Origin of the sequence: Bacillus mycoides, from assembly GCF_001757995.1 — a bacterium.
GTDB lineage: Bacteria > Bacillota > Bacilli > Bacillales > Bacillaceae_G > Bacillus_A > Bacillus_A mycoides_B.
In genome coordinates this window covers 121,184-145,925 of record NZ_LXLV01000025.1, presented here as the reverse complement: position 1 = coordinate 145,925, position 24,742 = coordinate 121,184, and the positions used below count along the sequence as shown (strand labels likewise).

Annotated in this window: 24 protein-coding genes and 4 pseudogenes; 6 read left to right on the top strand and 22 right to left on the bottom strand. The window is 36.4% G+C overall.

Annotated features, from left to right (window positions below; translation table 11 throughout):
• Nucleotides 1-10 precede the first annotated feature (10 nt).
• The 3 genes from BWGOE10_RS10540 to BWGOE10_RS10530 form a co-directional block, all read right to left on the bottom strand.
• On the bottom strand, nucleotides 11-445 hold the full coding sequence (locus BWGOE10_RS10540; RefSeq protein ID WP_070142335.1) for a BrxA/BrxB family bacilliredoxin: 435 nt from the start codon (nucleotides 443-445) through the stop codon (nucleotides 11-13).
• A gap of 83 nt (nucleotides 446-528) precedes the next feature.
• Complete coding sequence (locus BWGOE10_RS10535) at nucleotides 529-912, bottom strand: thiol-disulfide oxidoreductase DCC family protein (RefSeq protein ID WP_002158060.1); 384 nt, start codon at nucleotides 910-912, stop codon at nucleotides 529-531.
• 3 nt (nucleotides 913-915) lie between these two features.
• Complete coding sequence (locus BWGOE10_RS10530; RefSeq protein ID WP_070142333.1) at nucleotides 916-2,043, bottom strand: conserved virulence factor C family protein; 1,128 nt, start codon at nucleotides 2,041-2,043, stop codon at nucleotides 916-918.
• Between the two features lie 259 nt (nucleotides 2,044-2,302).
• Here BWGOE10_RS10530 and BWGOE10_RS10525 point away from each other — a divergent pair, with 259 nt between their 5' ends.
• From BWGOE10_RS10525 to BWGOE10_RS10515, 3 genes are all read left to right on the top strand, one after another.
• Nucleotides 2,303-3,436, top strand: a complete 1,134-nt coding sequence (locus BWGOE10_RS10525; RefSeq protein WP_070142331.1) for an FAD-dependent monooxygenase — start codon at nucleotides 2,303-2,305, stop codon at nucleotides 3,434-3,436.
• Nucleotides 3,437-3,467: 31 nt separating this feature from the next.
• Nucleotides 3,468-3,908, top strand: coding sequence for a hypothetical protein (locus tag BWGOE10_RS10520; protein WP_070142329.1), 441 nt, complete (start codon nucleotides 3,468-3,470; stop codon nucleotides 3,906-3,908).
• A 76-nt stretch (nucleotides 3,909-3,984) separates the two neighbouring features.
• Entirely contained in the window at nucleotides 3,985-4,575 is a 591-nt protein-coding gene (locus BWGOE10_RS10515; protein ID WP_070142327.1) for a TetR/AcrR family transcriptional regulator, read from the top strand.
• A 42-nt stretch (nucleotides 4,576-4,617) separates the two neighbouring features.
• On the opposite strand, the pseudogene BWGOE10_RS29780 reads toward BWGOE10_RS10515, so the two are convergent.
• The 5 genes and pseudogenes from BWGOE10_RS29780 to BWGOE10_RS10495 form a co-directional block, all read right to left on the bottom strand.
• Nucleotides 4,618-4,806: pseudogene (locus BWGOE10_RS29780) on the bottom strand (single-stranded DNA-binding protein); the annotation flags it as partial.
• Between the two features lie 10 nt (nucleotides 4,807-4,816).
• Nucleotides 4,817-4,981 carry a hypothetical protein gene (locus BWGOE10_RS10510; protein WP_171903105.1) on the bottom strand — a complete coding sequence of 55 codons (165 nt, stop codon included), beginning with the start codon at nucleotides 4,979-4,981 and terminating at the stop codon, nucleotides 4,817-4,819.
• A gap of 105 nt (nucleotides 4,982-5,086) precedes the next feature.
• Complete coding sequence (locus BWGOE10_RS10505) at nucleotides 5,087-5,818, bottom strand: Bax inhibitor-1/YccA family membrane protein (protein WP_048372457.1); 732 nt, start codon at nucleotides 5,816-5,818, stop codon at nucleotides 5,087-5,089.
• Nucleotides 5,819-5,893: 75 nt separating this feature from the next.
• Nucleotides 5,894-7,789, bottom strand: coding sequence for an ABC-F family ATP-binding cassette domain-containing protein (locus tag BWGOE10_RS10500; RefSeq protein ID WP_002158067.1), 1,896 nt, complete (start codon nucleotides 7,787-7,789; stop codon nucleotides 5,894-5,896).
• On the bottom strand, nucleotides 7,786-8,433 hold the full coding sequence (locus tag BWGOE10_RS10495) for an HD domain-containing protein (RefSeq protein ID WP_070142325.1): 648 nt from the start codon (nucleotides 8,431-8,433) through the stop codon (nucleotides 7,786-7,788). The genes BWGOE10_RS10500 and BWGOE10_RS10495 overlap by 4 nt, the downstream gene beginning before the upstream one ends.
• A 109-nt stretch (nucleotides 8,434-8,542) precedes the next feature.
• Here BWGOE10_RS10495 and BWGOE10_RS10490 point away from each other — a divergent pair, with 109 nt between their 5' ends.
• A complete protein-coding gene (locus BWGOE10_RS10490; protein WP_070142323.1) occupies nucleotides 8,543-9,301 on the top strand; it encodes a hypothetical protein in 759 nt (252 codons plus the stop codon).
• Between the two features lie 195 nt (nucleotides 9,302-9,496).
• Here BWGOE10_RS10490 and BWGOE10_RS10485 read toward each other — a convergent pair whose 3' ends face one another.
• Complete coding sequence (locus BWGOE10_RS10485) at nucleotides 9,497-11,359, bottom strand: GMC family oxidoreductase (protein WP_081338106.1); 1,863 nt, start codon at nucleotides 11,357-11,359, stop codon at nucleotides 9,497-9,499.
• A gap of 159 nt (nucleotides 11,360-11,518) precedes the next feature.
• Here BWGOE10_RS10485 and BWGOE10_RS10480 point away from each other — a divergent pair, with 159 nt between their 5' ends.
• Both BWGOE10_RS10480 and BWGOE10_RS32830 read left to right on the top strand, forming a co-directional pair.
• Nucleotides 11,519-11,947 carry an SMI1/KNR4 family protein gene (locus BWGOE10_RS10480; RefSeq protein ID WP_070142322.1) on the top strand — a complete coding sequence of 143 codons (429 nt, stop codon included), beginning with the start codon at nucleotides 11,519-11,521 and terminating at the stop codon, nucleotides 11,945-11,947.
• A gap of 550 nt (nucleotides 11,948-12,497) precedes the next feature.
• Nucleotides 12,498-12,635, top strand: a complete 138-nt coding sequence (locus BWGOE10_RS32830) for a hypothetical protein (protein WP_165616035.1) — start codon at nucleotides 12,498-12,500, stop codon at nucleotides 12,633-12,635.
• Between the two features lie 117 nt (nucleotides 12,636-12,752).
• On the opposite strand, the gene BWGOE10_RS10475 is transcribed toward BWGOE10_RS32830, so the two are convergent.
• The 13 genes and pseudogenes from BWGOE10_RS10475 to BWGOE10_RS10415 all read right to left on the bottom strand — a co-directional run bounded on the left by BWGOE10_RS10475 (nucleotide 12,753) and on the right by BWGOE10_RS10415 (nucleotide 24,741).
• Nucleotides 12,753-13,817, bottom strand: coding sequence for an N-acetylmuramoyl-L-alanine amidase (locus BWGOE10_RS10475; RefSeq protein ID WP_070142320.1), 1,065 nt, complete (start codon nucleotides 13,815-13,817; stop codon nucleotides 12,753-12,755).
• A complete protein-coding gene (locus BWGOE10_RS10470) occupies nucleotides 13,814-14,035 on the bottom strand; it encodes a holin (RefSeq protein ID WP_070142318.1) in 222 nt (73 codons plus the stop codon). Before BWGOE10_RS10470 ends, BWGOE10_RS10475 begins: the two co-directional genes overlap by 4 nt.
• Nucleotides 14,036-14,052: 17 nt before the next feature.
• Complete coding sequence (locus BWGOE10_RS10465) at nucleotides 14,053-14,289, bottom strand: hemolysin XhlA family protein (protein WP_070142316.1); 237 nt, start codon at nucleotides 14,287-14,289, stop codon at nucleotides 14,053-14,055.
• A 37-nt stretch (nucleotides 14,290-14,326) separates the two neighbouring features.
• On the bottom strand, nucleotides 14,327-14,701 hold the full coding sequence (locus tag BWGOE10_RS10460) for a hypothetical protein (RefSeq protein WP_070142314.1): 375 nt from the start codon (nucleotides 14,699-14,701) through the stop codon (nucleotides 14,327-14,329).
• A 16-nt stretch (nucleotides 14,702-14,717) separates the two neighbouring features.
• A complete protein-coding gene (locus tag BWGOE10_RS10455) occupies nucleotides 14,718-17,138 on the bottom strand; it encodes a phage tail spike protein (RefSeq protein WP_070142312.1) in 2,421 nt (806 codons plus the stop codon).
• Nucleotides 17,135-18,622 (bottom strand): distal tail protein Dit, encoded by a 1,488-nt coding sequence (locus BWGOE10_RS10450; RefSeq protein ID WP_070142311.1) that lies wholly within the window; start codon nucleotides 18,620-18,622, stop codon nucleotides 17,135-17,137. The genes BWGOE10_RS10455 and BWGOE10_RS10450 overlap by 4 nt, the downstream gene beginning before the upstream one ends.
• Before the next feature lie 41 nt (nucleotides 18,623-18,663).
• Nucleotides 18,664-21,066, bottom strand: a pseudogene (locus BWGOE10_RS10445) (DUF2207 domain-containing protein); the annotation flags it as partial.
• 259 nt (nucleotides 21,067-21,325) lie between these two features.
• Nucleotides 21,326-22,534: pseudogene (locus BWGOE10_RS10440) on the bottom strand (DUF2207 domain-containing protein); the annotation flags it as partial.
• 231 nt (nucleotides 22,535-22,765) lie between these two features.
• A complete protein-coding gene (locus BWGOE10_RS10435) occupies nucleotides 22,766-23,128 on the bottom strand; it encodes a hypothetical protein (RefSeq protein ID WP_070142305.1) in 363 nt (120 codons plus the stop codon).
• An 18-nt stretch (nucleotides 23,129-23,146) separates the two neighbouring features.
• Nucleotides 23,147-23,709, bottom strand: a pseudogene (locus tag BWGOE10_RS10430) (major tail protein).
• Entirely contained in the window at nucleotides 23,710-24,039 is a 330-nt protein-coding gene (locus tag BWGOE10_RS10425) for a hypothetical protein (protein WP_070142303.1), read from the bottom strand. It lies immediately after the preceding pseudogene.
• A complete protein-coding gene (locus BWGOE10_RS10420; protein WP_070142301.1) occupies nucleotides 24,036-24,383 on the bottom strand; it encodes an HK97 gp10 family phage protein in 348 nt (115 codons plus the stop codon). Before BWGOE10_RS10420 ends, BWGOE10_RS10425 begins: the two co-directional genes overlap by 4 nt.
• Nucleotides 24,376-24,741 carry a phage head closure protein gene (locus BWGOE10_RS10415; RefSeq protein ID WP_070142299.1) on the bottom strand — a complete coding sequence of 122 codons (366 nt, stop codon included), beginning with the start codon at nucleotides 24,739-24,741 and terminating at the stop codon, nucleotides 24,376-24,378. The genes BWGOE10_RS10420 and BWGOE10_RS10415 overlap by 8 nt, the downstream gene beginning before the upstream one ends.
• Between the last annotated feature and the right edge of the window lies 1 nt (nucleotide 24,742).

Genomic DNA, 24,742 nt, shown 5'->3' with positions numbered 1-24,742 from the left:
TCCCCCTTCTTTAGCAATTCTTTTCGAAAGCTTGTTCTAAGTTTGTAATAATTTCGTCCATTGTTGCGCCTTCAATTTCATGACGGTGAATGAAGTGAACAACTTCTTTTCCTTTTAGTAATGCCATAGATGGTGAAGATGGCGGAATTTCTCCGAAGTATTCACGCATTTTTGCAGTAGCATCTTTATCTTGACCTGCAAATACAGTTACAAGATGATCAGGTTGTCTTTCAGCACGTACAACTGCTTGACCTGCTGACGGGCGTGCTAAACCAGCTGCACAACCACAAACAGAGTTTACAACAACTAATGTTGTACCTGTTGCATTCTCAATAAATTCTGTTACAGCTTCTTCTGTAGTTAACTCTTCAAATCCAGAACGCACTAATTCTTGGCGCATTGGAATTACCATTTGGCGCATGTATTCTTCATATGCATTTGACATCTTGTAATCTCTCCTTCAACTTTCATTCCAACTTCATCATATCACGCGCTATTAATAGGTGCAAAAGAAAGATAGTGATGATTTCATTTTTTTGTAGGGATTTCACAAACCCCTTCACGGCAGTGTCCAACTGGGACAAGTTTTCTATTGTTGGCAATATAATCGTATACTTTACTTCCAAATCCAAGTACGATAGATAATTTTATAAACGGCACTGCAAACCAATAAGATGGAACGGCCTTTGCTAATACGTTAATGCTATGAATTCCGTCATACCACTTATTATTTTTTAAAATATACAATCTCTGTTCCATCTTACTTTGTAATTCTTGAGAAAGTTCATACTTCTCAACTACATCTTCATCTCGAAATGAAACAAATTTCATCGTACCCTTTTTATCTAATTTTTCCGTACGCTCTGCAACTGCTGTACACATCGGACACCAACTATCATAGAAAACAATCATAAACTATTCCCCTTTACGAGACTCCGTCATTTGCTTCCATACTGATCCTTTTGCTTCTTCGCCACCTTCAATACGTTCTAAAGCTAAACGTGCTTGCATTGCTACTTCAAACTCTGGATCATCTTCAGCTGCTTTTAATGCCGGAATTGCACTTTCATCACCAAGTTCAAATAAGAACATTGCTGCACGCCAGCGTACTAATTTACTTGAATCTTTCAGAGATTTAATCATAACGAACATCGCTGCTGGGTCACCTACATCCGATAAGCAATCCCCTGCTGTACGGCGAACACTTACAGAACGATCTAATAATGCTTTATATAATAACGGCAATACGCCTTCACCTTTTACCATACCTAAATAAGCTGTTGCTAAGCGGCGAATAGATACTTTCTCATCATCTAGCGCCATTTTCAATACTGGCATATCTTCTTCAGTAGGATCCATTTGTTCTAAAGCTGCAAAACGTTTTTTCCAGTCGGAATCCTTCATCATCTCTTCTGTTACTTTATATGGCTCACGCTTTTGAATCGTTACTTCAACAGCACCCGCTTGATCTAATAATTCTTTAACCGTTTCATTTACACGTTCTTCTGAATAAGCAGCAACAATTTCTTCTACTACTTCTTTCCCGATTTCTTCAAAATTACCGTAACGTGTACTTTGCTCTACCCATTTGCGCTCTTTCACAACGTTAGGTGCAGACATTTGCACTTTCATAATGGATTCTTTAAAACGATCAGGTAAGCCTACACGCTCTTCTGTCGTTCCATCTGTTAACTTCACTTGCATTGGAATAGTAAAGAACATTTGAACAAACACTTTCACTTCTCCAAAATGAGAAATTTGCTGTTCTTCACTTTCTTCCACTATTTCTTCACCGAAAACAGCACGAACTTGTTGTAATAAAACTTTCCAATCATACTTCGCATTTCGCTCCACTGCTAAAAAGTCTGCAACATGATACACACCTTTAATGCCTTCAATCTTCAAAATTTCTTGCACTTGCACTGGTGCTTGTTCTGCATTTTCATTTGTATAATTATTACGCGCTCCTGATGGTAGTACTTCATTCAAAATAACTTTCATTGTATTCGGACTTGGCGTCGGTTCAATTGCTTTAATTTTCACGTAAAATAACTCTCCTTTATTGCTTGTTCTTAGCTGTATTGTAACATGTTATCACTCTATACTCCTACTCGAATGCTTAATTTTACTAATTCCTTTTCTACATTTTATAGAAGTTTAATTATTTCTATTTTCACCTATTCGTTCCGAAACTATAGTTAAAAGTCTAATTGACAATAACCAAAAAAGGTATTAACCTTAACTCATAAAATGACCTTGGTCATTTTATGAGTTAAGTCATTTGAAAGTGGAGGGATAACAAATGAATAATGTCATGATTATTGGTGGTGGTATTGCTGGTCTTTGCGCAGCAATTTCCTTACAAAAAATAGGATTAGATGTAAAAGTATATGACAAAAATACTGAACCTACTGTTGCTGGTGCAGGTATTATCATTGCCCCAAATGCAATGCAAGCACTCGAACCATATGGAATTTCTGAGCAAATAAAAAAATTGGGGAACGGAAGTGACGGTTTTAACCTTGTGTCAGAAAAAGGATCTATATTAAGTAAATTGACCATTCCAACTTGTTATCCAAAAATGTACTCTATTCATAGAAAAAATTTACATCAATTGCTTCTTTCCAAACTACAAGAAGGTACTGTCGAGCGGGGAAAAGAGTGCGTAAAAATAGAACAAAATGAAGAAAACGCCTTAAAAATATTATTTCAAGATGGTAGTGAAGCATTCGGCAATATACTCATTGCTGCAGATGGTATTCATTCTGTCGTTCGAAAACAAGTAACACAATGTGATGGTTATCGTTATGCCGGTTATACGTGTTGGCGCGGCGTAACTCCAGCTCATAATCTATCTTTAACAAACGATTTTATTGAAACTTGGGGAACAAACGGTAGATTTGGTATCGTCCCTCTTCCAAACAACGAAGTATACTGGTATGCGCTCATAAACGCTAAAGCTAGGGATCGAAAATACACAGCTTACACAACAGCAGATTTATATAGTCATTTCAAAAATTATCATAATCCCATTCCAGTTATTTTAAAAAATGCATATGACGTTAATATGATTCATCGTGATATTGTAGACATCACTCCAATGAAACAATTTTTTGACAAACGCATCGTATTTATTGGAGATGCTGCCCATGCACTTACACCTAATTTAGGTCAAGGAGCTTGTCAGGCAATTGAAGATGCTATTATTCTTGCTGAATGTATCAAAAATAACGTCCACTATCGTCAAGCATTTATAGAATACGAACAAAAAAGACGAAATAGGATTAAAAAAATCTCAAACACTGCATGGAACATTGGAAAAATGGCACAAATGGAAAGTAAACCTTTAATTATACTAAGAAACCAAGTAATGAAACATGTTCCGAAATGGGTTTCTGATAGGCAAGCACATGAACTATACAGTTTTCATTTATAACAAAAAACTATAACGAAAAGTGGCGAAAAGTATGAACAGAATTCTTTCTACCCTTCTTTCAACTGCATTAATTATTAATTTACTTGGGTGTACTTCTTCTCCTTCAAATAAAGAAGTTTCAAAACTAGCATTGAAAACAGATGAAATAACAGATGTAAAGTTGTTAAATATGAAGGAAAATAATACAGTAAAAGCCGAAACAAATAATAAAGGGTTTATTGTACAAATGCTTAAGTCTCTTCAAGCAGGTACACCTAAAGAGGTTTCTTTAACTAAACAAACTATGGAATCCGTATCATGTAAAATGGAAATTGTATATGAAGATCAATCTATAAAAACTTTATTAATTTTAGTAAATGATGAAGATACAATTACAATAATGGAAAACTCTAACGCTACATCCACAAAGGGCGTTCAAATACAACACGACCTAAAAACTCCTATGATTGTATTAAACTTCATTAAACAGTAAACTTGTTTATGAAATACAATTTCGTTTGAGATTATCTAATAAACAGATATAATTGTTTGTGTTAGGAGTCGATTATATGCTTAGAGAAACGAGAAAAAAAGAATTAAAAGAACTTATATTCCTAAAAGCAGTACAGCTCTTCCAAGAACGTGGGTACGAAAATGTAACGGTTCAAGATATTACTACTGCATGCGGGATTGCAAAAGGAACTTTCTTCAACTACTTTCCGAAAAAAGAAAACATATTATTATTTTTAGGTGATTCTCAAATTGAACTATGGAATGAAAGTTTAAAAACATATGCAAATGTAGAACATCCGAAAGAGCGAATCAAACTTGTTTTAGGAGATTTACTGGATCGATTTACTGGACATGGTGAATTAATGAAGCATGCCGTCTTTGAAATTATTAAATCTAACTACTTAGTAGAAAATGAATTAAAAAGTATACACCAGCTAGAAGAAAGTTTGTCTTCTATTATTACAGAAGCGAAAGAGACAGGAAAATTACACAGTCCATGGGATACAAATATCATCACTTCTACTATTATGAGTACTTATTTTTATACACTAATGTCCCACTCGCTATTACACGCTAATGAAACAAGTGCGAAAAATATACTTAATCAACAGTTGGATATTGTTTGGGAAGGTATCAATCAAAAATAAAAGAGGGCTCTGCTACAAAGCCCTCTTTTATTTTAATACTCCTTATTTCTTATGCGATGCCCCCTCCCTCCTTCTCTCCAAAAAGGTAATACTCTCAATCACAACTTCAGTTCTATATATTTTCTTTCCTTTCTCATCATCGTAATTATTCGTATGAATACGCCCTGTAATCCCAACAAGTGACCCCTTCGTACAATATTCTGTTACATTTTCAGCCGACCTTCGCCAAGAAAGTAATCGGTTAAACTTTACTCTCAAATTTTAATTGTTCATTACATTCAGCCCCATATCCTTCAATAGCTGAACGAATGACTTCTGCTGACGGATATGTTAAAGCGTCATCTAGTTCTATGAAAAAACTTTTAGAAAATAGTTTTTTCATAATCCCGTTCTTCTCTTTCATCATATTCCATCCCCTTCAATTCGAGTTAATAGCATCCATATTATACGATGTTTTCAATTTATCTTTGAAAATAAAAAAATCCTGCATTTTTCATGCAGGATTTTTTTATTAGTCATTTTTCGTAAAGTAAGAAACAAAACGAAGAATTTCTAAGTATAGCCATACTAAAGTCATCATTAGACCCATTGCACTGTACCACTCCATATATTTTGGAGCTTGGCTACGTGCACCACTTTCGATTAAATCGAAATCTAGTAATAAGTTTAACGCAGCAACTACGATAACAACTGCACTAATGATAATACCGATTGTACCGCCCTGGTGAATATATGGAACAGTTACACCGAACATATTTAATAAGAATACGATTAAATACATAACCATAATTCCCATTGTCGCTGCAATTACACCTGTACGGAATTTATCAGTTACTTTTACTACGCGCGTTGCATATAAAACTAACATCGCAAATAGAATAGAAATTGTTAGTAATACAGCGTTTAAAACGATAGTATCGCCAAATTTCATTGTATAAACCGCTGAAATACTTCCTAACACTACCCCTTCTACCGCTGCATAGATTGGCGCACCGATAGGTGATATGCGTGGGAAGAATATAGACGCAAACGCAACGATTGCCGCAATAACTAAAGCACCAATTAATACTGGCATCTTCATTGTACCTTGCGTCATCTGTATGTATGAATAGACAGACGTTGCAAGCAGCAAGATAAGCATGATAAACGTTTTGCCTACTGTTCCGCCAATAGTCATCGCAGAAGCATTTGCTCCCTCTTTACGGAATGCCTCTTTTTTCAACATTGGATTAGATGTTCTCATTTTTTCCCTCCTAAAATAGGTTCTACCAATAGTGTAAAGTTTTTCTCTTTACTTTTCAATATATGCAGCTTGTTTTTATTTTAATCCTTCAACGATGTCTGATAGTTCGCTCCATCTTTCCATCGTTTTTTCTAGCTCTTCTTCTGTTTTCTGCTGTGCTTCAGATAATTCTTGTGCCTTTGTGAAGTCAGATCCAACTTTCGCAAGTTCTTCTCCAATTGACTCAATTTTCTCTTCTAGTTCGGCAATTGTATCTTCAATTGTTTCCCATTCACGCTGCTCATTGTATGAAAGTTTACGTTTACGTTGTTGTTTTGGAGCTTCTTCTACTACTTTTTTCTCTTTTTGAACTTCCGCTTTCTCAATAAGTTCTTTCGTCTTTTCCATCTCTAAATAGTCCGTATAACTACCTAGGAATTCACGCACTTCGCCCTCACCACTAAAGATGAACAATTCATCTACTACTTTATCTAAGAAGTAACGGTCATGCGATACAGTTAAAACGACACCTGGGAAATCTTCTAAATAATCTTCTAGTACTGTTAATGTTTGTGTATCTAGATCATTCGTAGGTTCATCAAGTAATAGTACGTTTGGTTCTCCCATTAGAATACGTAATAAATATAAACGTCTTCTTTCACCACCAGATAGTTTACCAAGCGGTGTACCATGTGAATGCGTCGGGAATAAGAAACGTTCTAACATTTGAGATGCACCAATTACTTTTCCATCTGTTGTATGAATAACTTCTGCAATCTCTTTAATGTATTCAATCATACGCTGATTTAAATTCATCTCTTCATTTTCTTGCGTATAATAAGCAACTTTTACAGTTTGTCCTACTTCAACTTCACCACTATCAGGAGATAACTTGCCTGCAAGCATATTTAATAGAGAAGATTTCCCGCTTCCATTCGCCCCAATAATTCCGATACGATCGCCTGGTTTCACAATATGATTAAAATTATGTAGTACCGTCTTATCGCCAAATTTTTTCGTTACATCTTTTAACTCAAGTACTTTCTTTCCTAGACGACTTCCACTTAGTGCAATATCAACTGACTGTTTTGCAGCTGGTCCTTCTTGTCCCTTTAGCTCATCAAAACGCTGAATACGCGCCTTTTGTTTCGTAGAACGGGCTTTTGCACCACGGCGAATCCAAGCAAGTTCACGACGATATAAATTTTGGCGTTTGGATTCTTGTGCCGATTCTTGCTCTTCACGAAGTGCTTTCGCTTCTAAAAATGTACTATAGTTTCCTTCGTAGCTATATAGTTTACCGTTATCTAATTCAAAAATACGGTTTGTCACACGATCTAAGAAATAACGATCATGGGTTACAAGTAATACCGCACCTGTATATCTTGCTAAATATTCTTCCAACCATTCAACTGTCTCATGGTCAAGATGGTTCGTAGGCTCATCCAAAATTAATAAGTCAGGTGTTTCAATAAAACATTGCGCCATTGCAATACGCTTTTTTTGTCCACCAGATAGGTTTCCAACAGTCGCTGTAAAATCAGTAATTCCTAATTTCGTTAATAACGATTTTGCATTCGCATTTGCTTCCCATGCACTCATTGCATCCATACGTTGCTGCACTGCAAATAATTGTTCCTGTACTTTTTCATTACTTGGATCTTTTTCGATATTTAATAACGATTGTTCATAATCACGAAGAAGACGAATTAAAGGTGTATCACCATGGAACACTTGCTCTAATACTGTTAGTTTTTCATCAAACTCTGGTTGCTGTGATAAATAACTAATTGTATACCCACGTGAATGCGTCATATCACCTGTATCAGGAGTTTCTAATCCTGCAATAATTTTTAATAATGTCGATTTACCAGTACCGTTTACACCAATAATTCCGACACGTTGTCCTTCTGTAATACTACATGATAATCCATCAAATAACGGTTTTTCTCCGTATGATTTCGATAAGTTCTCCACAGTTAACATTTTCATATTTGTGCATTCCACTCTTTCATAAATTGTTCAATAAACTGTTCCATATAACGATGACGAACTTCAGCCTCTTGTTTTGCCGCGTTCGTATTCATTAAGTCTTTTAATTTTAAAAGTTTTTCATAAAAATGATTTAAAGATGGATCGTTATTTTTTCGGTATTCATCTTTCGTCATCACTTCACGAGGCGGAACATTGGGATCATACATTAATCTCCCTTTGGCCCCTCCGTATGCAAATGTACGAGCTATTCCAATTGCCCCAAGAGCATCTAAACGATCTGCATCTTGAACAATTTTCCCCTCAATTGATTCCACTTTACCACCATGGCCACCCTTAAAGGACATATTCGCAATAATATGGAGAATAGGATCACTTTCTTCCTTTGAAACTTCCAATCCTTCTAGCCAGTCAGAAACTTTTTTCATTCCTGCTTCTTCACTCGCATTTAACTTCTCATCTGCTACATCGTGAAGTAATGCTGCCATTTCAATTATAAAACGATTTCCCCCTTCTTGCTCGGATAAAGAAATCGCCAATTTATGTACGCGTTCAATATGATACCAATCATGCCCACTCGCATCTTTTTCTAAAATATGCTTTACGAAAGTTATTGTTTTTTGTATTTTTTCTTGTTTTATCATTTTATCTTCACCCAGTTTCTTATTGTAACACGCCCGCCTTTTTTCATCACATATTTTCTTGTCCGCCCATACACTAGGTGGTAGGCATCATTATTAAGGAGGAATCAACATGTTCTATAATAATCAACCGCCTTACCCACAACAACCTTTTCATCCTCAACATCAGGAACAAAGATATGCTGAACAATATGGGGAGCAAGAGACACAACATCAAGAGCCCCAATACGAACAAAATCCATACGCAACACCGCAAACTCAAGAAACTGAATATCAACAAAATCCATATGACACACGTCCAAATTATGAATATCCTCAAAATCCATATGCAGCACCACCAACTCAAGAACAACAATATCAGCAAAATCCATATGTAGCACCACAAAATCAAGAACAACAATATCAACAAAATCCATATCCAACTCAGCCACAACAACCGCAATACCAACAACAAATGTATCAGCCAAACTATGACGCACGTGTCTCACCACCTGCACCACCAACTATTGATCCTACGCAGCCACAAATTTTACCGCCTGGGCCAACACTCGATATTACGCAGCCACAAATTTTACCACCAGGACCTACACTCGATATTACACAGCCACAAATTTTACCACCAGGACCTATTACAGAACCAACGCAACAACAAATCCAACAAGTTGTCGGTACACAGTTTTTACCTTTAAAGAAACCTGTACTTGATTTCGTAAAACCTTGGGTAGATTACGGTTTAAATGAAGCGAAACATACATCACACAAACATGCTTTAACAGAAGTTGCTGCGATTATGTTCTTAGTTGGTAAAGGATTCAATCCAACGATTGCTCATTATATTGTAGAATCTTGGGAGAAGAATGAGCAGTTTTAAGTGTGTTCATATTGTTTAATATAAAAATAAAAAGTGCCATAAATGACTGTTAAACAAGCATTTATGGCACTTTTTATTTATTTCACTATATTTTACTATAAAAATTCATTTCATATTTTTTCACGTGTTTTTATATAATTTGTGAGCAAAATGTGAGCAAAAAATTAGAATAAAACCATTGAATAAATATTTAATTTATGTTTTTTTAATCTGATTTTCATAATCTTCAAGTTCATAATCTGTCATTACATATGAGGAGGGATCCTCTTTTATAAACCGTACCGCATTTAGCCCGATCATCTGAGCAGCGGCGGACGGCTGACCATCCGGTAAAATAGGCGAAATAGATAGATCGGCAACCTTAAGATTTTTGGTACCAAACACATTGAGGAATCCATCGACAACCCCATCTTGAATCGTCTGTCCCATCCGACACTGCCCGCCTATAGAGAAGTTCGTGTAAGAGGCTTTGACATAATTCTCAAGCTGCTTTTGTTTGTTAGGATCGTTATCAGGTAACTGGAATATACTCTCTGGAGGATATACAACTTTCCCGATGCCGTTATTTGGGTATTTCAGTGGATCTCTAGCCTCTACAATAATATTATAAATTCTCTTATATTGATCGACCATATACGTTAGGTCATTAGGATCTTCCAACGGATTGAAGTTAAGGGATGGATAAGCCTCCGGATCGCTATGTTCCACTAGCACTGCACCCCTGCTTTTTGTATTCACGTCTACAATACCGAAACTCATGATACTTGGAGTGGTTTGGAAAGTTACATCAAAACTCCAACCATTGCTAATCACATCTGGAGCAGGAAGAAAAAATGGGATAGGAGCCCCTATCAGTTGAAGACGACGACTTTCTAGTAGATTCATTGGATTCTCTGCTTGGAAAGCACCTAGGATAAGTGGATAATTGGGATCAGCAAAAAATATCGGAAGAATTTGGGAGGTATCTATCTCAACCCCCAATCCAACATAACCCTGAGTTTGAAGATTGTGACCCACATTTGGACTCTCTATCAATGTTGGTATACCTGCTTTAGCCAAATCATCCGATTTACCGATTCCTGAACGTTGTAGAATGAGTGAGGAAAAAAATCCTGCAGAGACGATAATGCCTTTTCTTGCAAATCTTCTATGCGAAACCCCATCCTTGACAAATTCAACACCAACCGCAATTTTCAATCCATTTTTTTCCTTAAATAAGATTTTATTAACGGTTGTTTTAGCTAAAATAACCAACTTTCTTTCTCCGACTCCAAATTCATCTGGCTGCAACTGATTTCCTTGACTGACAATATGGTCATTTAAATAGCCTGTTGCCGTTGATGATCGGACAAATTGACCAGGGCTAACCTCTTTTTGAATAATTTGTGTTTTATGAAATGTACAATCCCTTATGCCGGTATTATAGTCCACAGCAATCGGTGTTCCCAATACAGTGTTTGTTGCTTGAACTAACGTATTAATCAATCCATTAGGGGGAATACTCTGTTGCCTAATAAAGATCGGCCCTTGTGTTCCTCGTTCATTAGGGTCTTGTGTCGATCCTGTATAGGTTTCATTTTTTACAAATAAGGAGCTAATCTTGTCGTAACTCCATTGATTACCAACAAGACTTGCCCACTGGTTATACAACTCTTTACTCCCACGTACGGCGTACATGTCACTAATTTCTGAGCTTCCCCCCATGGCGCGACCATGTGTTGCAATAAGTGTACGTGCAATAGTTGACTCTAGTTCAGAAGTAACATTAAAGCTAAACCTGTTACCGCGGGTTGTATTAATGGCGGCAATAACGCTAGGGTTACTTAGCTCATTCGTCATATTTGTTCCTGCTTCAAGCACTAGTACAGAAGTACTTTTGTCATCCGTTAATTCTTTGGCAATTACTCCTCCAGCAGTTCCAGCGCCAATCACGATATAATCAAATTTGGTAGGGTCTATTGGTTTTATAGGCTCTGGAACTGCACAAGGAAATGCACAAGGAAATAATGAATAGGGAAATTCATGAGGATTGAAACAATTTCTTTTTTTTGATGGCATGAATAATCAAGCTCCTTTTTTGCATTTAGTATATTAAATGTAAAAAAGAATTTGTTTCTTGTGCCAGTGTCTTTACTTTTTTTAAAATGTATGCTCTATACATGTAAGGTTAACATAACGAAATTGCTATTCATTATCATATGAAAGGATTGACTATTAATGAATATTCTAGAAAAATTAAATGGGGCCTTCACATTAGAAGCTCATGAATCACTAGCGAGTAAAGAGGCTATTCAAGAATTACAAAAGTTCTCATCAATAGATGTACCATTAGATTATTTAGAAGTAATCCAACATTGTACAAATGCAGAGATTAATGTACAAAATGAACTTTACATACGTATTTGGAGCCCTACTGATTGCATAGAGATGAATGAAGCACATGATATTCAAAAATATATACCAAATTCACTGGCAATCGGTGATGATGAAGGCGGAAAAGCATTACTATATGTAGATGGAAAAGAAGGATTCGGATTATATACAGTGGATTTTGGAGATTTAGATATTGAAGAGACAATTAAAATAGCTCCTTCATTAAAAGCATTGTTAATAGATGGTGTCGGAGTAGAGGAATTGTTGTCATAGTTAAAAGAATAACAGCCGACTCATTTATATCGAGTCGGCTGTTATTCTCAATTCACATGTACATATACATGCAGGAATCATCATTACAGACGAAGATAAAATTTCCCCGGAATATTTCGAGTTTATCGTATAATATGTATCAGCATTAAACGTTTGACATAATAATTGTAAGAAACCGACTCTTTAGTGGGAATCGGTTTCTTCGTCATGCTGTTGCTAGGTTAATAGACGTTTACATAGGCTTCATTTACAGTAACATAGTATGTTTTTCCTTTGCTATTTTGTACTTTATATTGTGGTGAACCATAAATTTACATACTTTTTATCTTAAAAACACTTTTTCTTACTATTAAAGTGTATACCTATTTTTAAAACAAGCCCACACGCTCCACTATACTTTTGGTATATAATACCACATGAGATGTATATCAATATATGTTTCTCACTTGTTATGATAGTTGATTTTTTTATGCTCAAACAGTTACAAAATATTGAATAAATTTTAATTAACACCACAGGTTATATATATTAAATTGGAGGTGATGATATTATGAGTAAGGATAATGATCAAAAAAATGATTCAAGTAATAAAAATAACAATTCCTCTACTTCCTCCCAACAACCACAAGAAAACTTATCTCAACAAGGATACACAAAGAAAAAAGGTTGTGGCTGTGAAAAAAAATAAAAACCTTCATTTTGGATAACAAAATCCAGTCATGAATATATTTTTATATTGATTCTTTATAAATAAATGTGTACTTAAGAGTGACCTCCTTGATCAAGAGTGCACTCTTTTCATTTCTTACTTCACATACACATAGACTTCATTTGCTGTTATGTAGTATGTTTTTCCTCTACTGTTGTGTACTTTATATTGTGATGATCCATTGACAGTTACTTTCGCATCAATTGTGAATCCTAATCCTACATCTACAGAACCAGCAACATCTTTATCTTGCCAAGATGGAGCATCATAGAAACGTAGATTATTAACTTTAGAAACAACACGTTTTCCTACAACAGAAGAATCCACTGTACTTTTCTTGCTAAACTTCACATAAGATGGATCGTTCTTAATCCATTGCTCGCCACCTAAGTTAAGCCATCCATCTTTTTCATCCCACACAACATATGATTCCGGTTTGTTTAATTGACGGATTCTAGAATAGCTTGTATCTGGACCTTTGCGTAAATTAACGTTGTTACCTTGAATATAAGCTACACCATCAACAACTGCTGTTGGCACTTCTGCTGGTTTAGATGGATTTTCAGGAACTGAAACTTCAACACTAGAATTGTTGTATACACGTTGCACATCAGCTCGGAATTGCGCTTCTGAAACACCATGGCTACGTAAATAATCAAGTGGGTCTTCATGGTCTGTTCCACCAAGATATTTTGTAACATCATAGTGAGTCCATAACCCTTTTTCTACAGATAATCCACGATCACGTAAGATTTTAGCTAGTAACTTTACATATTTATCATAGCTGCGTTTGAATTTCTCGTAATCTCTCGTTTCACATAATTCTACATGCACTAACCTTTTGTTTGCACCTGGTCCAGCTCCATAGGCAATGTATTTTGTATCAGCAATTTGGATTGTTTCGTCCCAATCAACTGCATAATGAACAAATGCTGAGCGCCATGTACGAGACTCATATTTTTGAATATTGATAGCTGGCGCTTCTGGTGTAGCTGTACTATGCGCTACAACGCCTTCATAAGCACCTACGCCATTACGATATGGTTGTTTCGGTAAATCAGGAATAATAAGTGTTCTATCAGCAAAAGCCCCTGTTGTGAAACTTAACAGGAGCACTAGTGTCATAAATACAGAGGAAGCTAGTTTCATTATCTTTTTCATTTAGCATCAACATCCTTTTTCATAATTTTTGTGTGGTCAAATAATCCACTTGCTGATAGTCCAATGATGATTCCTTGAAATACATTTGTTTTGATATCTCCGCCCAAAAATAAAACGCCTAGCACAATGCCAAGCGTTAAATTTAATAACGGAACATATTTTGTTTGTAACCCGATTGTTTTCGCAATCTGTGAAAGACCAACGACAATTCCAATCATTACAGTAATTTCAAACTTTACATACCACCTCCTTTCAATAGCAGCGTAAGAATAGCTCCAACAATTCCACCAACAATAAGTCGTAAGATCCAGGTTGTATTTGCACTGATTTTATCTAGCTGCTTGTTTATATTAATAATGTCTTTTTCGTTACCTGTTATTCGCATTTCTAAACTTTTAATTTCTAAACGAATGTCCTTTATGTCTTTCCTAATTTCTTGAACATCACTTCTTACTTCTTGTAATCCTTCCACTTTGACCACCCCTTTTTAGACAATAAAAAAGACCAGCTTATGACTGCTCCATTTGTGTTGCGTTTTCAGTTGTTTGAGTTTCTTGCGGTGGATAATTACCTGTTATTGTTTTGTAATCATCTGCACAAATATTCTTTTTCGCAAATCCCATATCTAACTCATAAAGTCTTGCGCCTCGTCCACATATTTCACACCTTGTCGCAATTCTAAAACAGATTGTTCCATCAGACAGTTCTCTCCATACTTCAACTTTACTGATATCGTTTGGAATACCAGCATTATCTAGCATGTCTGCAGGTATCTGAACAAAAATGCCATGTTCTTCTCTTTTTGCATCAACCAATCTCCCCATAAAAGGAAATGCTTCGCCTGCCTGTAACGGCATAATTTGTAAATCTTTGTATTGATTCATATTACCTATCTCCTTTCTATCCAAGAGCATTGAAATTCCATCCATTCGAATTGTTGACATAAAAACCTACACCACGATTTCCGTCTGTAAAGCGAATATGCCCCCAACCTTGAAATGCATTTCCACCAAGGTTAACGCCTTGAACCGCTCGTATATTAGTAAGAAACTTAACTTCTTTTTCTGTTGATATATCAAACGTTTGACCATCTGCTGCTGGACCTATGTTATTTACACCGCCTACTGTAATCATGTTGAAAGGCTGAATGCCATCGGTTCTTTCTGCTGCCGCTCTATCCCAATCATACATAGATGCATATTTGCCACTAACTAAGGTTACACCTGACACGCAAACTGCTGTTCCTTGTCCAATGTTTGCATCCGCAGACTCTACTTTTATAACAACAGCGTGTTCCTGTGAATTATAACTTGTTGGTACTGTAAAAGTGAACGATCTACGCTGAATGTCGCCATAGTATGTGCTAGGTGCATCGAATGAAAGTTTTGCTTCGTACCATATATCGTAATGAACATTATCTCTATATGTTACATAACAAACGTGCAGCTGTGGTTTAGCCGTTACCCTCTTTCCATTTACCATAGCGCAACGGAAGTGTGCTGATACTGTATAAACATTACCAGGATGTATACCGTTTTTAACAGTTGTTTCAGGATAGTTATACATATCTACTCGTGTTGCATTCACCATTTGTTCATAATTAAACACGGATGTATTTTTTTCTATAATTACATTGCCGTTAGCCCTCCACGGCAGACCATATCCACCCTCAAACCCCGAATAATCATTGTGCCCGATGTTTTTCTTTGTAACACTTGAAAAATCATGATCTGCTATTAGATTTCGTTTGGATATAACGGTCGTTTTTGTTCCCCGTTCGTCTTCATAGAGGAAATCTAACATTTTAACAGTTACACCATTTTTATCAATGGTAATCTTATCACCTCGGACTGAAATGAAGTTTGTATCGATCCCTTCTGCTGTCAACCATTTTACAATTGTGTCAGCATTAATAGCCAACTTAGAAACATCGATAGTAATTTGTTCCGCCGTTTGGTTAATAGTAGATATAATTTCACCTTTTGTAACTTTTGAACTAATCTCTTTAGCGGTTACACTAAAATCAGAAGATAACTTTTCCATCTGCTGATTAACAGCTTGGGCATTTAAAATAATCGATTCATCGGTTTTCTCAAGACTCGTCTTCATAGCAATTAATCTTTCGTCGAAACCGTTCGATGTTTCCTCTAGTTGAATTTCAAGTTCTTTTAAAGCATCCATATCAGCCTTATCATATAAAGAATCACGAAGTTTATTGTATAACTTTTGCAATTCTTCTCGCGTATCGATAATTTCTACATAATCACCAAAAGTATATTTATCTTTCGATGGATCAGTAAATGATTCATCACCAGATATTGCACGGGCCACTAAAAATAATTGTGGCGTAAATCCTGTATCTTTAATTCGAAGAGTATCCCCTTCATAAATCAATTCATGAGACATTCCGAATATGCGCCCAATACTATGTGCGCTTACCTCATAAGAAACGGATGTATTAATCCGCTTTTTCATCTCTGTTTTCATAAGAGTAAGCAAACGATTTGGATCCATATCTTGACTTTCTGTTTCTGGGCTATAAAATCCAAATTTATGAACTCCATCTTCATTCCATCGCTGAAAAGCATCGTCATCCACAAGATACGGAACGCCCTTATTTATATCAGCGATTGTAATAAAATCGCTACCTTCTTTTTTTACGAAACCCAGTAAGGCTGTACAAATGTTTTGTGAGTTCTCAATGCGCTTAATTCCTATTAGGTCCTTACCAAGCGTTACTTCTTTTCCTGTATCTCGCCCTCGTTTTGCTACCATATCAACATAACGAGCGACAATTTTAGAACCTACAATTTCAGCTCGGTATTGAATTTCCATTTCAAACAATGATTCAATTTTCTTTAAAAGAGAAAGTGGATCAATAAATTCATCAATTGTCAGGGAACGAAAACTAGAATACTCTGTTCTCCCTCGTCTCCATTTTGTTCCTATAAGGGCTATATCCATAAATTCATTAATTGTTTTACCTTCAAGTTTCTGTGGAGGAATATACCCTGATTTTGCAAGTTGAACCCATTCACCCGATGCATAAGCGGTTACTGATCTATCCTCAGAATCCTTTTCAACTTCAGTAATAACATAAGGGACAATCCTACCATCTCGAACTTCCTTTAAAACTAGATTTTGCTGCATTAAAGTTATTGAATTTCTTGTTTTATCAAACACCTTAAATTCTAAAGTATCAACATTATTTTTAATTTCCCAATGCCGTTTGTCATCCCAGTAATCTTTTGGTTGAATGGCTGCGATGGTCTGATTGGTTTTAAAATCAACAACATGAAGTGTTCCGCTAGGTGTTCTCATCTATATCTCTCCCTAAACGTTACTGTCGCCTTAACATCGGGCGGCATAATATCCAAACGGTTATCCCCTCTTATAACTGTTGGAAAATTACTAAATAGATCCTTTAGATTTACCGCATCTTTCCCATTGATTGTTACAAGGCTTCTTTCTGTATCAATTACAATTTTGTCGTCAACGTCAAAAATATAAGGTTTTTCGTTTGACTCTACGTTATTTACTTTCCAAATCTTTAAATCGTCCACTTGCATTGTATAAACAGGTGTATTCCTATCAAACCTACAAATTGCAATCATCACTTGAGCGACTTTACGGTTCGTCATTGGATTTTCAGTGTCATCTGTCCATCGTTCCACAAGAGATGTACCATCAATTTCTGTGCCATCTTGGAATTTAGCAACATAAACAGACCAGTCTTTACCGCGCCTTGCTATACGTAATCGACCATGAAAATTATTAAGTGTACTAGGATGTGCACCACTTGTATCAACTAACTTCCGAATACTATTAGGTGTCGCACTATTACCAATCCTCATATATGCTTTTGTTATTTCTGCCTGATCATATAAATCATTCATGTTGATACGTGCTACAACATTACTTGTATCATCTAAAAGGAGAATTTCCACGCGTCCCATTTGATCTATATGCTCTGATTGCAAATGCACCCTTGCTTCTAATTCGAAATTTTGCAATGGTCCACCAGGTATACTTTTCTTTACAATACCTCCATGAAATCCTTGTGTACCTTCAGTTCCGTAATAAGGACAGTAAAACGCTGTTCCATTCTTTACTTTGATTTCGCCCGTGCCCTTCATCTCTTCCACTTGTCCAGTAACAGGTGTCCATCCTACTATCGATGACATTTCATCCCACAATACACGCTCACGCTCTTGTACTGGTGTTTCATCCACAGTTCGGGGATAACCAAGACGGAAATAATCACGTTTATTAGGATAATCACCAAACCAAACATCTAAAAAGGTACTTGGTTTTTTAACATCAATTTCAATGATTGGTGGAGCTTCTACACTGCCCTTATTTGTTAAGTATGCTGTAGTTTCTGTAGACCAGTTTTGAACAAATTCACTTGTTGTAGTATCACCCAACTTGTATGGCATCGGACATATGAATTTAATAACGCCTTTCCCTAAGGTAACAAATTCATCAGGATCAAATCCATCATCAACAACCGCCAAATATGTTCGATTAGGTTCAGAATCAAATTTCAATTCCGCTTCTTGATCTGTTATTAACCAATCTGCAATTTCTTCTTTTAACGTTTCTAAATTGGAATCGTCAGGAACAATAATTCCTACAGGAACAGAAAGAACACGAATTTCAGTTTGAGTGTTTAATAACCTTGCTCCAGGATAGTTTGGTACTTGTAACAAATTTCTCCGTAAAGGTGCCCATGTTGGCTTTTTCCATCCATACTCAACCTGAACAAATGGTTTTCTTTGATTGTTAAATGTAAAAGAACTCATGTTAACACCTCATTTCTATATAAAGTAAAAGAAACTCAAACCTAAAAGGCCGAGTTTCTTTGTTCTTCTCGCTCTTGATACTCTTTTGTATATCGATAAGTGCCGCGCGCTACGTCTCGACCTTCCAAAACAACAGGCACTTCAATTACTAAGTCGCCACCTTGCATCGGAATTCCTCCAGTAACACTGGATGATCCTGACGAATAATTAAACACTTGATTTGCACCACTAGTTGTCATTGCTTGCCTACTGTTTGACATACTTCCATATACACTACTCATAACAGTTTTTAATCCTGATAACTGGCTCATAGAACTATCCATCATGCGACTCATATCACCCATTAATTGACTCATAGATCCGGTAGTACCAATCATAGTTTTAGCAATACCTTCACCAATAGACCCAAGTGTCTTTTTATTTAATGGTAAAACCGCTTCTGGTCCAGCTTCTCCCGCGCCTTGCAAGTTTCCACCATTCATTCCAAATATTGCAGGTTTAGTGAAGATACCACCTTTCGCGCGCCAATCAATATTGATTCCTGATGGATAAGTAACATCTTTTCCTAAAACGTTTTTAGTGCTTGTTTCTAAGCTGAAATGTGGAAGAGGTGGCATTTCAGGTTTTGGGATTTTCAGCTTTAAATTTTCAAAGAATCCTTTGATTTTATCGATAAACCCTTTTACCAGATCCACAGCATCTCGTATTGGGTCAACAATAAATCTTTTCGCTGCTTCGAATTTTTCTTGTGCTGCATTTTTTACAGCATCAAATTTTTCTCGTGCTGAATTATACAAACTCTCAAATTTTTCTTTAGCTGAGTTATAAGCTTCTGTAGCTGGTTGAATGACATATTGTTTCACTAAATTCCAAGCTGTAAGTGTATAGGATTTTATTTTTTCCCAATTTCCTAATATCCAATTTGCCAAATCTCCAAGTTTTTCTTTTGTTGTATTCCACAATTCTTGGACAGGTTGAATAACATACTGTTTTACTAAATTCCACGCCGTAAGAGTGTAAGATTTCGCTGTTTCCCACTGCGAACCAAGCCAAGAAACCAAATCAGAGAATTTTTCTTTCACTAAATTCCAAGTTTCCTGGACTGGTTGAATGATATATTGCTTCAATAAATCCCATCCGATTTGTGCCGCAGCCTTTGCTATTTCCCATTGTGTACCAAGCCAAGTGACCAATTCACCAATTTTTACACTTACCCAATCATAAGCTTCTTGAATCGGTTGAATAATATACTGACATATTGCCGCCCATGCAATTTGTACCCCAGCTTGAATAAGTAACCAACCTGCTTCTAAAACTGTTGAAATTGCTGAAATAATAGGGTCTAAGATTGTTAAAATTGCATTCCAAGTATCTTGCCAAGCTTGCGTTAGCATCCCCCACAATTCGGATGCCGTTGTAACTAAAGATGTCCACCAAGAGGAAGCTGTTTCAACAATTCCAGACCATAAACTACTAAAGAATTCGCCTATTGGATCAAAGAAACTGTGCATCATTTCAGTGAATGAAGCCCAAGCCCCAGAAAAGAATTCAACTATTGAATTCCATGCACTACTACATACCTCACCTATACCTGTCCATAAATCACTAAAAAATTGACCTATAGGTTCAAAAAACTCACGCATTGTTTCTAAAAATGAATTCCACGCTTCACTAGATGATTGAACGATACCGTCCCAAAGTTCTATCAAATATTCCTTAATAGAATTCCAGGTTTCTATTGTCCAGCTTTTGATATCTTCCCAGTTTTTATAAATGGCTACACCTAAAGCAACTATAGCGGCTATGATAATAGGAACAATGGCAACTATCCCAGCCGCTGCAGCCGCTCCAATTCCGAAGATACTCATGACCGTTACAACTATAGGTGCAAGTGCCATAATCGCACCGGAAATTATACCAATGGCAGTTGCTACGGCTGCAAGTGTCGCTGCAAGTGCTGGATTATTTGTGACCCACTCAGCAAATTTAGATACCAGATCAGCTACAACTGATAACACTGGTTCTAGCGCCATCTTTAAATCACCTAAAGCCTTTTGCATTTTAACAGCTGGATTCGCATCCATTTTCTTTATTGAGTCATTCAATTGATCTTGATTATTTTTGAAATCGACCGTTTTTTCTTTTGCACCTAGCAATGTATTAATTATGTTTTGGCCTTGGTCTTCGTACATCGTACCGAAGAGTTTTACACCTAATTCGTTTCTCTTCGTTTCATTTTCAACTTGTGATAATGCTAGAGCAATGTCAGTCATAGCGGCTGAACCTTCTTTACCGCCATTAGCTACAGCTTGTCCCCATTTTTGCAATTGCTCAGCTGAGATATTAGTTCCTTCCAGTGTTTCCTTCATAGCCTTATCGACACCTTGACCAAACTCAGCGGCTTTAATACGCCCCTCTTTTAAACCATCTAAGAGATTATCAATCATTTATATTCAACGCGATTCGCAACGTCGCGCCCGTTCTCTTACGAACTGCTATACGTCACCGTATAGATTAGACTATATCTTCAACTACTTGAGTTGCCCCCCGTTTCGAGTGTCATTTACTTACACCCTACGTCTTTCGACTAGTCGTTGCACGTTCCTTAATAAAAGGCTTCGCTCAGTATTGTCTCTTGTGAGAGTTTCACTGAATTAAAGGGGTTTTTCATTGTATGTCGCCATACAAGGGAACTATAATCTAATTCCAGGTGCCAGTTTCAACCCCAGCTTCCATTATTGCTTGTACTTCCTCAGCGTTATAGCCAGCACGGGCAAGCTGTCCTCCATATTCAGCGATAATGTCTAACTGTTCCGGTGGGAAACCCATTTTCAATAGGGCATCAGCCATACCAAGAGCGCCTTCTTGTGAAACACCTAATTCATTTGCAATTTCATTTGTTTCTTGTATTAATTCAGTAAAATCAATACCTTCATATGATTGCGCGATTGCCGCCGCTCCTTTAACAATTGCTGCATTCGCTTCATCACTAACATTTTTATTTAATGCCCACTGCCTTCGCACGCCTTCTAAAGATGCTTCTGCATCCACACCGTAAGCAGTTATCCCTCTAACAGCTTCTTCAACTGACTTTTTTGAAGACTCTGGAACATCAAAAGTGATATCGATTTTTGTCTTTAACTTTGACATATCAAGTGCTTGTTCTATTGTTCCGGCAATACCACCACCAGCTACCATAGCTCCAAGTACATTTTCTAAACCAATATCTAATTCTTTAAATTCCTTTTGTGTTCTTTGAGCTTCTTGTTGTAAATCTTTTAATTCATTTCGAACTTGTTGTATCGAGTTACCGTCGTCCACAGATCTAAGAGCACGTTGTAACTTTTCAATATCTGCTTCTGTACCTAATGCTTCTCGGCCAATAATTCCAATTGCTTGCTCTAACTGTCTACTTGTAGCCGTTCCACTTTTAATTGCATTCACAAGACGATTTCCTAACGCTCCTGCAAAATCATCAACACTTTTTCCTGTAGCCCTAAATAATGTTTCTAATTGTCTAGTTGAACTTGCTACATTTTCTTGCTCGGCTTTCATGCTTCCTAATTTATTTTTAAGACCATTAAGTGACCCTTCTGTAAATTCAATTTCACGCCTAAACGCTCGATATTGTTCTTCAGAAATTTTACCGTTTTGAAATTGTGCTTGTACTTGTTGTTCAACAGCCTTTAACTTATCTAGTTTTTCAGTTGTATTTTCAATTTGTTGTGTTAATAATTTTTGTTTTTGCGCTAATGCTTCCACATTACCGGGATCAAATTTCAAAAGACGTTCTACATCTTTTAATTCTTTTGCTAAATCATTACTGCGTTTATTAACGTCTTTTAAAGCATTTTGTAAGCCGACAGTATTTCCACCAATTTCAACCGTGATACCTTTAATTCTTCCTGCCATATTCTCACCTCATTTCTTAGAAAGAATCGTAATCTTTTTGATTCGCTTTTCTTACTTTTTCTTTATCTGGTTTTTCCATTTCAGCAAATTCAGCAATATAATCAAAGCAATCACCGATTGTCATATCTTCTAAATCCCAACGTGTTAATTTCGCTTTATAACAAAGAGCAAGGAATGTATCGGTTGTTAACTCTTCATCACCGAAAGTTCCTTGCTCTTCATCATTTCCTGTTATTTTTTTTTTGCTCCCATAGTGACTTGGATTAACTCCATAATTTCCGGCATGATTTCTTCCATAGGGAATTCTTCAAATCCATCTAGCCATGTTAAAGGATCAGGAATACTTGGATCAGCCGTTTTAGCGTATAACCAAGTCAAATCATAAATAAGCTCAAAATCCACTTTACTTATATCAAAATTAGATATATCAATAGGTTGTTGTGATCCATCTGGTGCAGTTAATCCATTAATGGCTCCTAACCCCATCATATCTGCAAATAAATTACGTCTGAATTGTGCTTTATAGCGTTTAACTGTTGCCGCTGTAGCTTTTAATCGAACCTGTTTACCATCAATTGTAATTGTCTTTTCCATCTATTTATGCCCCTTTTATTATTTCTTTTTATAAACTTCTGTGTTCCAACCATCATAAATAGCTTGAGTAGTATTAGAAGTTGTCTTTGTTTTAACTACGCGTTTTCCATTCAAATTGATAGGGCTGGCAACAAATTTCAATTCATTTGTATTAGGTTCAGCAGAGTTTGTTTTTGTTTTAGATGCAAGTGTTGGACGACTCGCTGAACAGTTATACATAACATGACGAGTTGCTTTTTATCACCATCAAATTCAAATAGCAATGCGAATGACTTTCCTTTTGCATCCGCTAACTCATTTAACACGCCATCAACTTCATCTAACTGTTCACCTAACGCATCGATAGCGAATTTTTCTGGAATACTAGCGATACTTAACGTGCCATCATAACCTTGGTTATTACTTGCAGCGTAATAAAGCATATCGTCTGCATAGAATTCAATTAAATCTCCACGTGGTTCAAATGTCAGTTCAACCCCACCAGGAAGAGGAGTTGGCGTTTCAAATGTAACCACACCGTCTTTTTCTTCAAATGTTGCATAATGAACGTTCTTTAAACCGAATTGCACTTTGTTCTCCATTTATATCAACCTCACTTCATATGTTTTTTGATACATTTTTTCAGATTCAATAAAAGCCTCAAATGATTCATAAGGTATCTCATGATCATCTAAGGCTTTTTCTAATTTGGCTTCTGCAGCCAAGTCTTTTTTTATTGTATAAAGCTCAATACTTACATCACTTATCTTGTGATACACCTTGTTATCAGCCGGCATATTAGGAGATCCATCCACAAGATAGCAAATATAAGGTGGCTTAGGTGCTGGCTTACCTGGTGTTGCTGTGAACTGCGAATAGGCCACAGGATAACCTGTAGCATCAAGAATTCCCTTTAATTCACTTAATGTCATTGCTGAATCGCCCTTTCCACACGTTCAGTGAAGTCGTTTATCGCTTTTTCTTCAGCTGGACGTATATGAACTTGAGCCGCTACACGACCACCTCCAACTTTCGCATGACCCTTCTCCAATAAGTGTGTAACTTGTGGTTTCAATGCATTGTGGACGATAATTGCATTACCATCCTTTTTCTTACGCCATCCCTTACGATAATTACCTGTTTTTTTAGGGCTTTTTCGTTTTAATTCAGTTACTAGGTTATCTGCAACTTCTTCTTTTGCAACTTCCATTTCTTCTTCTACTAAGTTTGAATACCGTTGCAGTTCCCTAGCAATATCACTTGCAAAATCATTCATCTCCCACACTCTCCTTTGCAATGATGGTCAATGTTCGATTCATTTCATCATCATTCATAGGCGGTTCGATAATATCAAAGATACGGCCCTTTAAATTAATTCTCATCTCTTCTGTAATTCCAGAAGTATAAGGAATAACAAAACGATATGTCTTTGTCGCTTGTGAAGCTGAAGCTGCAATATATTCAGAGCCTTTTAACGTTTTTATCATAGCCCACGCTTTTTTTAGCTCTTTCCATGTTATTTCTTCTTCACTTGTTTGACCTAATTCATCCTCTATTGCTATTGGTTGTTCAATAACAATTCGATTCCTAAAATCACCTGTATTTAATGGCTTTTTATATTGAAAAGGACGCATA

Bases quoted from the DNA above. Each gene is read 5' to 3' on its own strand.
- BWGOE10_RS10475 (WP_070142320.1), bottom strand. From the start codon at position 13,817: ATGAAAAAGATAATGAAACTAGCTTCCTCTGTATTTATGACACTAGTG.
- BWGOE10_RS10420 (WP_070142301.1), bottom strand. From the start codon at position 24,383: ATGAATGATTTTGCAAGTGATATTGCTAGGGAACTGCAACGGTATTCA.
- BWGOE10_RS10525 (WP_070142331.1), top strand. From the start codon at position 2,303: ATGAATAATGTCATGATTATTGGTGGTGGTATTGCTGGTCTTTGCGCA.
- BWGOE10_RS10425 (WP_070142303.1), bottom strand. From the start codon at position 24,039: ATGACATTAAGTGAATTAAAGGGAATTCTTGATGCTACAGGTTATCCT.
- BWGOE10_RS10470 (WP_070142318.1), bottom strand. From the start codon at position 14,035: ATGATTGGAATTGTCGTTGGTCTTTCACAGATTGCGAAAACAATCGGG.
- BWGOE10_RS10415 (WP_070142299.1), bottom strand. From the start codon at position 24,741: ATGCGTCCTTTTCAATATAAAAAGCCATTAAATACAGGTGATTTTAGG.
- BWGOE10_RS10505 (WP_048372457.1), bottom strand. From the start codon at position 5,818: ATGAGAACATCTAATCCAATGTTGAAAAAAGAGGCATTCCGTAAAGAG.
- BWGOE10_RS10485 (WP_081338106.1), bottom strand. From the start codon at position 11,359: ATGCCATCAAAAAAAAGAAATTGTTTCAATCCTCATGAATTTCCCTAT.
- BWGOE10_RS10480 (WP_070142322.1), top strand. From the start codon at position 11,519: ATGAATATTCTAGAAAAATTAAATGGGGCCTTCACATTAGAAGCTCAT.
- BWGOE10_RS10535 (WP_002158060.1), bottom strand. From the start codon at position 912: ATGATTGTTTTCTATGATAGTTGGTGTCCGATGTGTACAGCAGTTGCA.
- BWGOE10_RS10515 (WP_070142327.1), top strand. From the start codon at position 3,985: ATGCTTAGAGAAACGAGAAAAAAAGAATTAAAAGAACTTATATTCCTA.
- BWGOE10_RS10500 (WP_002158067.1), bottom strand. From the start codon at position 7,789: ATGAAAATGTTAACTGTGGAGAACTTATCGAAATCATACGGAGAAAAA.
- BWGOE10_RS10540 (WP_070142335.1), bottom strand. From the start codon at position 445: ATGTCAAATGCATATGAAGAATACATGCGCCAAATGGTAATTCCAATG.
- BWGOE10_RS32830 (WP_165616035.1), top strand. From the start codon at position 12,498: ATGAGTAAGGATAATGATCAAAAAAATGATTCAAGTAATAAAAATAAC.
- BWGOE10_RS10460 (WP_070142314.1), bottom strand. From the start codon at position 14,701: ATGAATCAATACAAAGATTTACAAATTATGCCGTTACAGGCAGGCGAA.
- BWGOE10_RS10495 (WP_070142325.1), bottom strand. From the start codon at position 8,433: ATGATAAAACAAGAAAAAATACAAAAAACAATAACTTTCGTAAAGCAT.
- BWGOE10_RS10490 (WP_070142323.1), top strand. From the start codon at position 8,543: ATGTTCTATAATAATCAACCGCCTTACCCACAACAACCTTTTCATCCT.
- BWGOE10_RS10450 (WP_070142311.1), bottom strand. From the start codon at position 18,622: ATGAGTTCTTTTACATTTAACAATCAAAGAAAACCATTTGTTCAGGTT.
- BWGOE10_RS10520 (WP_070142329.1), top strand. From the start codon at position 3,468: ATGAACAGAATTCTTTCTACCCTTCTTTCAACTGCATTAATTATTAAT.
- BWGOE10_RS10510 (WP_171903105.1), bottom strand. From the start codon at position 4,981: ATGATGAAAGAGAAGAACGGGATTATGAAAAAACTATTTTCTAAAAGT.
- BWGOE10_RS10435 (WP_070142305.1), bottom strand. From the start codon at position 23,128: ATGGAAAAGACAATTACAATTGATGGTAAACAGGTTCGATTAAAAGCT.
- BWGOE10_RS10455 (WP_070142312.1), bottom strand. From the start codon at position 17,138: ATGAGAACACCTAGCGGAACACTTCATGTTGTTGATTTTAAAACCAAT.